We start from the raw sequence: 11,800 nt of genomic DNA on the forward strand, positions 1-11,800 counted from the left end.
CAAGGAGGTGCTATGTCCACGATTGACCTATGCCTTGTCGCCACCCGGCGCCCGGACCTGCTTGCCCAGACGCTGGCGAGCTTCCGGGACAAAATCTTTTCCAGGCTCGACCTGCGCGGCGCCTACCTCAATCTCGATCCGGTTTTCGGATCGGAGGAGGATCATCGTGCCTGCGTCGAGATATTCCGCAACCATTTTCCCGACGGAACCGTGTTCCAGCCCGAGAGCCCGGGCTTTTGTGCGGCCGTCGCGAAACTCTGGTCGGCCACCAGCGCCGACTACGTCTTCCACCTGGAGGACGACTGGATCTCGCTGAGGGACATGGGCGAAGAACTGCTGGCGCCCTTCGCGGACCCGGCGATCAGCCAGGTCTCGTTCCACACGGCGGACCAGAACTGGAATATCCGCCGCAAGGGCCATTTCCATCGGCGCAACGAATACGCGTATCTGTTCGGGATCAAGATCCCGCTGTTTCGCACTTTCCCGAAATTCACGACGTCGCCGTCGATCCTTCGCGGCGACTTCGCGCGGCAATGCGCCGGCCTGATGGACCTCTCGCGTGATCCGGAAAAGCAGTTCTATTCGGGCGTCAACCCGGCGATGGAGGCCTATGTCGCCAGTCGCCGCAACTATATCTTCTCGCCCGAGGCGCAGCCGGTCATCAAGGATATGGGCCGGGAATGGCGCGAGCAACGCCGCATCCAGAAGGTGATCACCGACTCGACCTCGGTCTGGCGGCAAAGCGCCTAAGCGGCCGGGCCTGGACCGGATGGCTCGAAACGAAGCGATACAAGCGGGACGATGGCCCCGCTTGTATCGGTACCTTCACGCAGTCACGGCAGCGTCCTTGCGCTGAAAGCCCTTGCTCGCGACCATAAGGCTGCGCGTGTAATCTTCACCGATACGCCCGGCGACGAGGTCCGCCGAGGACAAGCGCTCGACGACGCGTCCACCCTGCATCACCGCCAACCGATCACACATATGGGTGACGACACCGAGATCGTGGCTGACCATGATGAAGGTCAGCTTATGGTCGCGCCGGACCTGTTCCAGGAGATTCAAGACTTCCGCCTGGACCGAGGCGTCGAGCGCCGAAGTCGGCTCGTCGAGCAGCAGGATCGAGGGTTCAAGGATCAGCGCCCGGGCGATCGCAACGCGCTGGCGCTGACCGCCCGACAGCTGGTGCGGATAACGGAAGCGGAAACCCGACCCGAGACCGACCTCGTCAAGCGCCTTCAGGATGCGCCGCTCGCCGTCGGCCACGCCGTGGATCGCCAGCGGCTCCAGCAATTGCCGGTCGATCGTCTGGCGCGGGTGCAGCGAGCCATAGGGATCTTGAAACACCATCTGCACGGCGCGGTAGAAGGCCTTGTCGCGCTTTGCCCCCTGCAGAACACGATCATGCACGCGAATGGTGCCGCCGGTGACGGGCGCGAGACCGGCGATCGCCCGAAGCAAGGTCGACTTGCCCGATCCGGACTCGCCGACGAGCCCGAAGGATTCGCCCGGCGCAATCTCGACGCTGACGTCGTTCAGCGCCTTGAACTCGTCATAGGTGACGGAAAGGTTCGAAACGGAAACGGCTGAGGTCATTGGGCCCACTCCGGCTTGCGGTCGAGAACCGGCAGAGGATGACGATCGGATCCGATCGCCGGCATGCAGTTCAGCAAACCTTGGGTATAGGGATGCTTGGCATTGGCAAGCTCGGACGCCGCCAGTTCCTCGACGATCCGGCCGGCATACATGACGATCACGCGGTCACAGAAGGACGACACGAGCCGCAGATCGTGCGACACGAAGACCAGACCCATGCCTCGATCGGCGACGAGCTTGTCGAGGATGCCAAGCACTTCGAGCTGTACCGTCACGTCGAGCGCCGAGGTCGGCTCGTCGGCGATCAAGAGTTCCGGCCCGGCAACCAGCATCATCGCGATCATCGCGCGCTGGCCCATGCCGCCCGAAACCTCGTGCGGGTAGAGATCGTAAACGCGCTTCGGATCACGGATCTGCACCGCGGCCAGCATGTCGAGTGCCCTCTCCCGGGCCTCGCCGCGGCTGACATTTTCGTGCTGCCGTAGCGTCTCGACGATCTGCCGGCCGATGCTCATCACCGGGTTCAACGAGTACTTGGGGTCCTGCAGGATCATCGCGATCCGCTTACCCCTGAGATCCCGGCGGACCTTCGGCGATGCGGAGAGCAGGTCGATGCCGTCAAAGTTCAACTGCTTTGCCGTCACCTGCGCATGACCAGGCGTCAGCCCCATGATCGCCCGGCCGGTCTGCGACTTGCCGGAGCCGCTTTCGCCGACGATGCCGAGGCGCTCGCGGCCGAGCGTGAAGGAGACGCCGCGCACGGCCTCGACGAGGCCGGTGCGGGTCGGGAACGAGACCTTGAGGTCTTCAACGGTCAGAAGCGCACTCATTGGCCGCTCTCCCGCGGATCGAGCGCGTCGCGCAGACCGTCGCCGAGCAGGTTGAAACCGAGGCTGACGATCAGGATCGCGATGCCGGGCATCGTTGCCACCCACCACTGGTCGAGGATGAAACGGCGACCGGAAGCGATCATGGCGCCCCATTCCGGCAGCGGCGGCTGTGCGCCGAGGCCGAGGAAGCCGAGGCCCGCGGCCGTCAGGATGATGCCGGCCATGTCGAGCGTGACACGCACGATCAACGACGACATGCACATCGGCATCACATGGCGGAAGACGATACGGATCGGCGATGCGCCCATGAGCTGCACGGCGGCGATGTAGTCGGAGTTGCGCACCGTCAGCGTCTCGGCGCGGGCGATACGCGCATAGGGCGGCCAGGAGGTGATGGCGATCGCGATGACGGCGTTCTCGATGCCCGGTCCGAGCGCTGCCACGAAGGCGAGCGCCAGAACCAGTTTCGGGAAGGCGAGGAAGATATCGGTGATACGCATCAGCACTGCGTCGACCCAGCCGCCAGCATAGCCGGCGACAGCGCCGACGATGAGCCCGACAGGTGCTGCGATGATCGCAACGAGAAGCACGACGGCAAGCGTCAGCCGCGAACCATGGATCAGCCGCGAGAGAATATCGCGGCCGAGATCGTCGGTGCCGAGCAGGTAGCCGGGGGTTCCCGGCGGCAGCAGACGGGCGTTGGCAAGATCCCCGATATAGGGCGAATGCGGCGCCAGGAAATCGGCGAAGGCGGCAACGAAGACCAACGCCAGCAGGATGAGCAGGCCGAGAACGGCGAGCTTGTTGGCGGCAAAACGCTGCCACGTCATATAGGCACGGCCAAGCCGGGCCTGGGTGCGCGACTGCGGGCGATCGGACAGCAGCCATTCGCGACGCGTCATCGCACGGGTTTCGGTAACGGTACTCATCGCTGGCGCGTCCTCGGGTCGAGCGTCCGGTAGAGAAGATCGGACAGGAGATTGATGCCGATGAAGACCGAACCGATGATGATGGTGCCACCAAGCACGGCGTTCATGTCGGCATTCTGCAGCGAGTTGGTGATGTAGAGACCGAGACCTGGCCAGGCGAAGACGGTTTCCGTCAAGACCGAGCCCTCGAGCAGGCCGGCATAGGAGAGCGCAATCACCGTGACGAGCGGCACGGCCGCGTTCCGGAGCGCGTGGCCCCAGATGATCCGGGTCTCGGACAGGCCCTTGGCGCGCGCCGCGACGATGTACTCCTGCTGCAGCTCGTTGAGCATGAAGCTGCGCGTCATGCGGCTGATATAGGCGAGCGAGAAGTAGCCGAGCAGCGAGGCCGGCAGAATGATGTGGCGGAACACATCCCAGAGCACGTCCCACTGCCGCTGCCAGAGCGCGTCGAACAGGTAGAAGCCTGTGATCGGCGTGAACGTGTACTCGAACACGATATCGATACGGCCGGGATAGGCGACCCACTTCAGCCGCGCGTAGAACACCAGCAGCGACAGGAGCGCCAGCCAGAAGATCGGCACGGAATAGCCGACAAGGCCGATGACGCGCACGATCTGGTCGGCAATGCTGCCGCGCTTGACGGCCGCAAGTACGCCGAGCGGAACGCCGAACAGGGCGCCGATGAGCGTGCCGAGCGTCGCGAGCTCCATGGTCGCCGGGAAGACGCGGCGGATGTCGGTCATCACCGGATTGGTCGTCAGCACCGAAACGCCGAAGTCACCGGTCAGCGCCTGGCGGACATAGATGAAGAATTGTTGGTAGAGGGGCAGATTGAGCCCCATCGCCTCGCGCGTCCTTTCGACGACATGCGTCGGCGCCCGGTCGCCGAGAACGGCCAGAACCGGGTCGATCGGGATTACCCGGCCGATGAAAAAGGTGACGGCCAGAAGGCCGAGATAGGTGGTGACGACAACGACAAGAAAGCGCAGCACCGCTGCCACGATCTTACCGGGACGGGCGCGTTTGCGCCCGCCCACTGTCCCTGTTGCGCTCATGCTCAAGGGAACGATCCTTTCGGTTTATTCCTTCGAGACGGCTTATTCTTTGGTGATGCCGGCGACGAAGTTGGTGTCGAAGCTCGGACCGAGCTTCAGGCCCTTGACGTTGCCGCGGTAGCCGGCGACTTCGGTCTGCTGGAAGATGATGACGAACGGGCTTTCGCCCAGCACCGTCTTCTGCAGTTCCTTGTAGGTCTCCGCACGCTTGGCGCTGTCGCGCTCGAGCAGAGCGTCCTTGGTCTTCTTCGTCAGCTCCGGAACGTCCCAGGCATTGCGCCAGGCAAGGGTCTTGTTCTTGCCTTCGTCGGAGTTGTCAGGGTTGCTGGTGAAGGTTTCGGCGTTCGAGTTCGGGTCGAAATAGTCCATGCCCCACTGACCGATATACATGTCGTGGTTACGGGCACGATACTTCGTCAGCGTCTGCTTGCCGTCGCCGGGGATGATTTCGAGCTTCACGCCGGCCTGGCCCAGCGTCTGCTGGAAGGACTCGGCAATGCCGGTGACCGGCTGGCCGTTGCGAACGTCCATGGTGACGGTGAAGCCGTCGGCAAGGCCGGCCTTGGTCAGCAGTTCCTTCGCCTTGGCAACGTCGAGCTTGTAGGGGTTCTCGTCGAGTGCACCCAGAACGCCCTTCGGCAGGAAGCTCTGGTGGATCTCGCCGATGCCCTTGATGAGGGTCGAGCCGATGGCATCGTAGTCGACCAGATACTTGAACGCTTCGCGCACTTCGGGCTTTGCGAGGTTCGCATTCTTCTGGTTGAGGCTGATGTAGTAGACCGTGCCCTTCGGCGCGTTCGTGGTGGCGAGGTCGGCATTCTTCGAAACGGCGTCGAAATCGCCCGGCTCGAGGTTGCGTGCCACGTCGATATCGCCCGCTTCAAGCGCCAGGCGCTGGCCCGAGCTTTCCTTCATGTGGCGATAGATGACGCGAGCAAGCTTTGCCTGTTCGCCATAGTAGTTTTCGTTGCGCTCGAGAACGATGACTTCGTTGGCGCGCCATTCGCGCAGCTTGAATGGGCCCGAGCCGGCATAGCCGGTCTTCAGCCATTCATTGCCGAAGTCGTTGTCATACTTGTACTCGTCCGTCGGCGTGACCGGCTTGACGTTTTCGAGCACGAGCTTCTTGTCGAGCACGGCGCCCACGGTTGCCGTCAGGCAGTTCAAGACGAAGCTCGGCGCATAGGCCTGATCGACGGTGAAGACAAAGGTCTGCGCGTCCGTTGCCTTGGCCTTTTCCGTCACGTTGTCGCCCGTAAGGCCGAACTGGGTGAGGATGAAGGCCGGGCTCTTGTCGAGCTTCACGGCACGCTCGAAGGACCAGGCGACGTCTTCAGCGGTCACCGGATTGCCGGAAGCGAACTTCAGGCCGGGCTTCAGCTTGAACGTATAGGTCAGGCCGTCGTCGGACACGGTCCAGCTGTCGGCGAGGTCGCCGACGACCTTGGTCGTGTCGTTGATGTCGAGGCGCACCAGCATGCTGTAGGTGTTGCCGGTGATTTCGGCCGCGGTCAGCTCGAAAGCTTCGCCCGGATCCATGGTAATCACGTCGTCGATCGCAAAGGCTTCGACCAGCGTGTCCTTCGGCGTTTCCGCAAAGGCCGGTGCGGTTGCAGCCATCACCATGGCCAGCGCCGCAGAAGCCGTCAGAAGACGAAGACGTCCATTGAGCTTGTGCATCATGTTTGCAGTTCCCTCGTTTGCGCCCTTTTGGGCCCCTTCTTCATGGGTTCAGGCGGCCTCGTGCCAAGCCTGTCCCAGAACTCTCCACCAGTTCTCCCGGCATATCTTTGCCAGTTCGGCATCACCATATCCGGCGCTTCTGAGCGCCGCAACGAGCGCCTGACTACCGGCCGCATCAGCAATCTCCTCGGGGATCGTTGCCCCGTCGAAATCCGACCCGAGTGCGACGCAGTCGATGCCCATGCGCTCGATGAGATAGTCGACATGGCGCACCATGTCGGAAAGCGGCGTTGCGGCATTTTCCTGGCCGTCGGCGCGCAGCATCGTCGTCGCGTAATTGAGCCCCACGAGGCCCTTGCTTTCGCGGACGGCGTCGAGCTGCTTGTCGGTCAGGTTGCGCGCGACCGGGGTCAGCGCATGCGCATTCGAATGGCTGGCGACCAGCGGCTGGTCGGTGGTCTTCGCCACGTCCCAGAAGCCCTTCTCGGTGATGTGTGCAAGATCGATCAGAATGCCCAGACGGTTGCAGGTCCGCACGAGCTCGAAGCCGGCGTCCGTCAGTCCGGGTGCGGTGTCCGGAGACATCGGATAGGAGAACGGTACGCCATGACCGAAGACGTTGTGGCGGCTCCAGACCGGCCCGAGCGAACGCAGGCCAGCGGCATAGAACGTTTCGAGCGCGGAAAGATCGGCGCCGATCGCTTCGCAGCCTTCCATGTGGAGGACCGAGGCGAAGACGCCGGCCTCGACCGCCCTACGGATTTCGGCGGTCGACCGGCAGAGCTTCCACGCCCCTGCCCGGTCGAGGCGGACGGCGATATCGGCGAGCTCCATGGCGATCGCCAGCGACGGCAGGTGCTCGAGCGGTGCCGAAAGCGGCGTTTCGTAGTGACCGTTCTCGTTCGGCGGCTGCAGGACGAGATCTCCCGAGGGCACGTAGATTGCCGAGAGGCCACCAACGAGACCGCCCGCCTTGGCGCGCGGCGCATCGATATGGCCCTGGTCGATGCCGTCGACGAATTCGCGTACCGGGTCCTGGCCCTTCCGGGCGTTCTGCCACAGACGCAGAAGCACGTCGTTATGGCCATCGAAAACCGCCTGCATTCCTGAATTTCCTTATCATTTCAGGGAGATCGGACGGGCCGTTCGGGTCGCGTCCAGGGGAAAGTCGAAGCGATGCTAGTGAAAGCCCAAAGCCTTTTCAATGAATATCAGGGGGTTTTACCCAGGCCTGCCTGTAGCGAAATGTTGCATGATTGCCGCATAGCCGCTGGCAAACACGGTGCCGCAGGGCTTCGAACCCCAGCCAAGGGATGAAAACCCAGCGTTTCTCATGCAAGGAGAATGGCTTGGGCCCACGGATCGGGCCGACATGCTGCATGATGCGGCACAGGGAGGTTGGTGGTGCGTTCGTTTTCTCTTGCGGGCTCGGAGAGGCCCTGGGGCCGCATCGCTGCGACGCTTCTCCTGGCGGCCACCCTTGCGGCCTGCGCCGGACGCCCCGTGGGCGTGCTCGTCCCTTCGGGCACGACGGGTGGCGCCTCCAAGGTCGATCTGCTGGTCGCAACCACCCGTGCCCCCTCCACCGAGCCGGGCGTGCTTTTTAGCGGCGAACGCTCAGCCGAGCTTTCGCTGACGGAAATTGCCGTCTCCATTCCGCCGGAAAAGAACCGCAAGGTCGGCCAGGTGCAATGGCCGACGAAGCTTCCCGCCAATCCGGAGCGGGATTTCTCCACCGTCAGCGTCACGCCGCTCAATCAGGGCAACGACGTGCAGAACTGGGTGAAAGGTCATCTGCCGAAAACCCGGCGCGTACTGATCTTCGTTCACGGCTTCAACAACCGCTACGAAGACGCCGTTTATCGTTTCGCCCAGATCGTGCACGACAGCGGCACCGATGTCGCGCCCGTCATCTTCACCTGGCCCTCGCGCGCCAGCATATTCGACTACAATTACGACAAGGAAAGCACCAACTATTCGCGCGACGCGCTGGAGGAACTGCTGCGGCGTGCCTCAAGCAATCCTGCTGTCGGCGAAATCACCGTCATGGCCCATTCCATGGGGTCGTGGGTGACGGTCGAGGCACTGCGCCAGATGGCGATCCGCGACGGACGCATCGCGCCCAAGATCACCGACGTCATCCTGGCGTCGCCCGACCTCGACGTCGACGTCTTCGGCCAGCAGATCCGCGCCATGGGTACGAAGCGCCCGAAGTTCACGCTGTTCGTATCGCGCGACGACCGGGCGCTGACCTTGTCGAGGCGTATCTCCGGCAATGTCGACCGCCTCGGCCAGATCGACCCGACCGCCGAGCCCTATCGCACGCAACTGGAACAGGCCGGCATCAGCGTCATCGATCTGACAGCGCTGAAGGGCGGCGACAAGCTCAACCACGGGAAGTTCGCCGAAAGCCCCGAAGTCGTGCGCCTGCTTGGCAACCGGCTGATCGCCGGCCAGACCGTGACCGATTCCGATGTCGGTCTCGGCGAACGCATCGGCGCCGTCACGCTCGGCGCCACGCAGACGGTCGGCAATGCCGCGAGCCTGGCGGTTTCGACGCCGATCATGATCTTCGATCCCAACACCCGCAGGAACTACGACGGGCAGCTGCGGCGTCTCGGCCAATCGATGGAAAACACCGTCGGCTCGGCAGTGACCCCTTGGACACCGCCGGAAAGCGGGGGAGCCGCGAAAAGCAACACCCCCGACCGTCACTCTCGTTAGACGGGCAGCTCGCGCCGCTCGGCTTCCGTCACCATCGCGAGGTCGAGCACTTTCTGCAGGTTCGCCGCATGGCGGAACCCGGGCTCCTCCGTCTTGCCCTTACGGACGGCGGCCACGAAGCGCTCGTAGTTCGTCGCGACGGTGCCCGCATCGACATCGCGCCAGGTCGCGGTTTCGACGTCCGCCCCGAGGCAGGCGCGCAGCGTCGATCCATCGGGCGTGTGCACCACTTCGAGGGCACCCTTGTCGCCGTGTAGCCTCAGCCGGAGCTCGTTCAGATGCCCGGTCGCCCAGCGGCTGGCATGGACGACGCCCATGGCGCCGTTGCCGAACTCGGCCGTCATGACGAAGCTGTCATTGGCGTCGAGATCATACTCGCCGATGCGGTTATCAGGCGCCTTGTCGAAGGTCTTCAGCCGCGCGAAGACCCGGGCGGCGTCCGTGCCCGCGCCATAGCCGGCAAAGTCGAGAATGTGGATGCCGACATCGCCGAGCACGCCGTTCGAGCCGTGCTTCGTCGAGAGCCGCCACAGCCATTGCGATTCCGTCGCCCAGTCGCCCCAGGCCTTGGAAACGAGCCAGCTCTGCAGATAGGACGCTTCGAGGTGGCGCAGCTTGCCGACCTCGCCGGCAAGCACCATTGCGCGTGCCTTCTGCAGCGGCGCGACGTTGCGGTAGGTGAGGTTGACCATGGTCACAAGGCCGGAACGCTCGGCCGCTTCCGCCATCTCTGCCGCCTTGGCATAATTCTCGGCGAGCGGCTTTTCGCACAGCACATGCTTGCCGGCGGCAATGAGCGCCAGCGTCGTCGGGTGATGCGCCTTGTCGGGCGTCACGTTCGTCGCCGCATCGAACTTGCCCCAGGCGATCGCCTCGTCGAGCGAGGTGAAGGTCGCGGCAATGCCGTGCTTGTCGGCAAAAGCCTTGGCCCGGGCGGGATCGACATCGACAGCGCCGACCATCTCGACGCCTTCGATCTTGGTAAAGGCCTGGGCATGGCTGTTTGCCATGCCGCCGGTTCCTACAATGAGAAGACGCATGATGCTCACCTGTATCCTGCTTCGCCGGCCTGGTGCAGCCTGGGGCCGCGCTCGACGATCGGCTCCAGCGCCTTTTCGACCGGTACGTTTGGTGCGTCGTGGATCGCCGTGTAGCGGTTGTCGGCGTTGTAGGCCCACTTCACCGAATTGCGCAGCACCTTCTGGACATTGCCGTCGTGATAGGTCGGGTAGGTTTCGTGGCCGGGACGGAAATAGAAGATGTTGCCGGCACCGCGGCGCCAGGTCAGCCCCGAGCGGAACACTTCGCCGCCGGCAAACCACGAGATGAAGACGGTTTCGAGCGGCTCCGGCACCGAGAACTGCTCACCGTACATTTCCTCGTTCTCGAGCACGAAGTTCTCCTCGATGCCTTCGGCGATCGGGTGACGCGGATTGATCGCCCAGACGCGCTCACGCTCGCCTGCTTCGCGCCATTTTAGCGCGCAGGGCGTGCCCATCAGCCGCTTGAAGATCTTGGAGAAGTGGCCGGAGTGCAGCACGATCAGGCCCATGCCCTCCCAGACGCGCTTGGCAACGCGCTCGACGATCTCGTCGCTGACGGCGCCGTGGTCCTTGTGGCCCCACCAGAGAAGCACATCGGTGTTGGCAAGGCGCTCGACGCTCAGGCCATGTTCCGGCTCCTGCAGCGTCGCCGTCGTCGCCTCGATCGCAGCTTCCGTATTCAGCGCCGCCGCGATCGTATTGTGCATCCCGTTTGGATAGATGCTGCGGACGATTTCGTTGGTCTGCTCGTGAATATTCTCGCCCCAAACAACTGTTCTGATAGGCACGGCCATTCTCCTTGCGTGTTCGCCCGTTACGGGCCTGTCGTCTTACGATAGATGGGGCCGCCAGGAATTGGCGACCCCGAAGCTCTGGGTGTCTTCAGTTTGATCGGGGTCTGGTCAGGCAGCCCCTTTCATGGGTGCGCGGCCGAGAGCCTGCCCCGATGCATCGAAGCGGTGGATGCTGCCGCCGAGCGGCGAGATGTGAATTGTCTCACCCGGCCGGTGATGCGAGGTGCCACCTTCCCGGACGATGACCGGTTCGCCAGCGCCGATATCGAGATAAATGTAGCTGTCGGACCCCAGCATTTCGGAATGCACCACCGTTCCCGACCATTGACCCCCACTCGCCTTGATCTCCAGATGCTCCGCTCGGATGCCGATCGTATGGGCATCGTAGGGCGCAGCCAGTGCGCCGGACAGAAAGTTCATCTTCGGCGAACCGATAAAGCCGGCGACGAAGACGGAGTTCGGGCTTTCATAGAGTTCGAGCGGCGTGCCGATCTGTTCGACCCGGCCATCCCGTAGCACGCAAATGCGATCGGCCAGTGTCATCGCCTCGACCTGGTCGTGGGTGACATAGATCATCGTCGTCTTGTGCATGCTGCGATGCAGCTTGGCGATCTCGATGCGGGTCGCAACGCGCAGCGCCGCATCGAGATTGGAGAGCGGCTCGTCGAAGAGAAAGACCTTGGGATCGCGCACGATAGCCCGGCCGATCGCCACGCGCTGGCGCTGGCCGCCGGAGAGCTGCCGCGGCAGCCGCTGCAGATAGGGCGTCAGCTGCAGCATCTCGGCTGCCGCCTCGACGCGCTTCTTGCACTGCTCCTTGTCCTTGCCGGCAAGCTGCATGCCGAAGGACATGTTCTCGAATACCGTCATATGCGGGTAAAGCGCATAGGACTGGAACACCATCGCGATGCCGCGCTTCGACGGCGTCAACTGGTTGACCACCTGGCCGTCGAAGGACAGCGTGCCCGATGAGATGTCTTCGAGCCCGGCGATCAGCCGCAGCAGCGTGGACTTGCCGCAGCCGGAGGGCCCGACAAAGACCATGAATTCGCCGGCCCGGATATCCATGCTGACGCCCTTGATCACCTCGAAGGCGCCGAAGGACTTGCGGATGTTGCGCAATTGGAGCTCTGCCATATTTTCTCC

Annotated in this window: 11 protein-coding genes; 2 read left to right on the plus strand and 9 right to left on the minus strand. The window is 63.4% G+C overall.

What is annotated here, in order from left to right:
- Nucleotides 1-12: 12 nt before the first annotated feature.
- On the plus strand, nt 13-750 hold the full coding sequence (locus FA04_RS12800; RefSeq protein WP_226020614.1) for a hypothetical protein: 738 nt from the start codon (nt 13-15) through the stop codon (nt 748-750).
- Between the two features lie 75 nt (nt 751-825).
- On the opposite strand, the gene FA04_RS12805 is transcribed toward FA04_RS12800, so the two are convergent.
- The 6 genes from FA04_RS12805 to FA04_RS12830 are packed head-to-tail and all read right to left on the minus strand — an operon-like array spanning nt 826 to nt 7,197.
- Entirely contained in the window at nt 826-1,593 is a 768-nt protein-coding gene (locus FA04_RS12805) for an ABC transporter ATP-binding protein (RefSeq protein WP_034793978.1), read from the minus strand.
- Nucleotides 1,590-2,423, minus strand: a complete 834-nt coding sequence (locus FA04_RS12810) for an ABC transporter ATP-binding protein (protein WP_034793982.1) — start codon at nt 2,421-2,423, stop codon at nt 1,590-1,592. The genes FA04_RS12805 and FA04_RS12810 overlap by 4 nt, the downstream gene beginning before the upstream one ends.
- Nucleotides 2,420-3,352, minus strand: a complete 933-nt coding sequence (locus FA04_RS12815) for an ABC transporter permease (protein WP_034793984.1) — start codon at nt 3,350-3,352, stop codon at nt 2,420-2,422. The genes FA04_RS12810 and FA04_RS12815 overlap by 4 nt, the downstream gene beginning before the upstream one ends.
- Complete coding sequence (locus FA04_RS12820) at nt 3,349-4,410, minus strand: ABC transporter permease (RefSeq protein WP_034793987.1); 1,062 nt, start codon at nt 4,408-4,410, stop codon at nt 3,349-3,351. Before FA04_RS12820 ends, FA04_RS12815 begins: the two co-directional genes overlap by 4 nt.
- A 42-nt stretch (nt 4,411-4,452) precedes the next feature.
- Nucleotides 4,453-6,093, minus strand: a complete 1,641-nt coding sequence (locus tag FA04_RS12825) for an ABC transporter substrate-binding protein (RefSeq protein ID WP_034793990.1) — start codon at nt 6,091-6,093, stop codon at nt 4,453-4,455.
- Between the two features lie 48 nt (nt 6,094-6,141).
- The gene (locus FA04_RS12830) at nt 6,142-7,197 is read right to left on the minus strand and encodes a dipeptidase (RefSeq protein WP_034794001.1); all 1,056 of its coding nucleotides are present in this window, start codon (nt 7,195-7,197) and stop codon (nt 6,142-6,144) included.
- Between the two features lie 345 nt (nt 7,198-7,542).
- On the opposite strand from FA04_RS12830, the gene FA04_RS12835 reads away from it, so the two are divergent.
- Nucleotides 7,543-8,817 carry an alpha/beta hydrolase gene (locus tag FA04_RS12835; RefSeq protein WP_234798763.1) on the plus strand — a complete coding sequence of 425 codons (1,275 nt, stop codon included), beginning with the start codon at nt 7,543-7,545 and terminating at the stop codon, nt 8,815-8,817.
- Here the strand turns inward: FA04_RS12835 and FA04_RS12840 are convergent.
- The 3 genes from FA04_RS12840 to FA04_RS12850 form a co-directional block, all read right to left on the minus strand.
- A complete protein-coding gene (locus FA04_RS12840) occupies nt 8,814-9,857 on the minus strand; it encodes a Gfo/Idh/MocA family protein (RefSeq protein WP_034794226.1) in 1,044 nt (347 codons plus the stop codon). The genes FA04_RS12835 and FA04_RS12840 overlap by 4 nt on opposite strands.
- Nucleotides 9,858-9,862: 5 nt before the next feature.
- Nucleotides 9,863-10,654 carry a ThuA domain-containing protein gene (locus FA04_RS12845; protein ID WP_210333263.1) on the minus strand — a complete coding sequence of 264 codons (792 nt, stop codon included), beginning with the start codon at nt 10,652-10,654 and terminating at the stop codon, nt 9,863-9,865.
- Nucleotides 10,655-10,762: 108 nt separating this feature from the next.
- Nucleotides 10,763-11,791: an ABC transporter ATP-binding protein gene (locus FA04_RS12850; protein WP_034794003.1), complete on the minus strand. Its 1,029-nt coding sequence runs from the start codon at nt 11,789-11,791 to the stop codon at nt 10,763-10,765.
- Between the last annotated feature and the right edge of the window lie 9 nt (nt 11,792-11,800).

Origin of the sequence: Ensifer adhaerens (assembly GCF_000697965.2) — a bacterium.
GTDB classification, from domain to species: Bacteria; Pseudomonadota; Alphaproteobacteria; order Rhizobiales; family Rhizobiaceae; genus Ensifer; species Ensifer adhaerens.

Excerpts from the sequence above, each read along its gene's own strand:
- FA04_RS12805 (WP_034793978.1), bottom strand. The coding sequence starts at position 1,593 with ATGACCTCAGCCGTTTCCGTTTCGAACCTTTCCGTCACCTATGACGAG.
- FA04_RS12830 (WP_034794001.1), bottom strand. The coding sequence starts at position 7,197 with ATGCAGGCGGTTTTCGATGGCCATAACGACGTGCTTCTGCGTCTGTGG.
- FA04_RS12845 (WP_210333263.1), bottom strand. The coding sequence starts at position 10,654 with ATGGCCGTGCCTATCAGAACAGTTGTTTGGGGCGAGAATATTCACGAG.
- FA04_RS12815 (WP_034793984.1), bottom strand. The coding sequence starts at position 3,352 with ATGAGTACCGTTACCGAAACCCGTGCGATGACGCGTCGCGAATGGCTG.
- FA04_RS12820 (WP_034793987.1), bottom strand. The coding sequence starts at position 4,410 with ATGAGCGCAACAGGGACAGTGGGCGGGCGCAAACGCGCCCGTCCCGGT.
- FA04_RS12810 (WP_034793982.1), bottom strand. The coding sequence starts at position 2,423 with ATGAGTGCGCTTCTGACCGTTGAAGACCTCAAGGTCTCGTTCCCGACC.
- FA04_RS12825 (WP_034793990.1), bottom strand. The coding sequence starts at position 6,093 with ATGATGCACAAGCTCAATGGACGTCTTCGTCTTCTGACGGCTTCTGCG.
- FA04_RS12800 (WP_226020614.1), top strand. The coding sequence starts at position 13 with ATGTCCACGATTGACCTATGCCTTGTCGCCACCCGGCGCCCGGACCTG.
- FA04_RS12850 (WP_034794003.1), bottom strand. The coding sequence starts at position 11,791 with ATGGCAGAGCTCCAATTGCGCAACATCCGCAAGTCCTTCGGCGCCTTC.
- FA04_RS12840 (WP_034794226.1), bottom strand. The coding sequence starts at position 9,857 with ATGCGTCTTCTCATTGTAGGAACCGGCGGCATGGCAAACAGCCATGCC.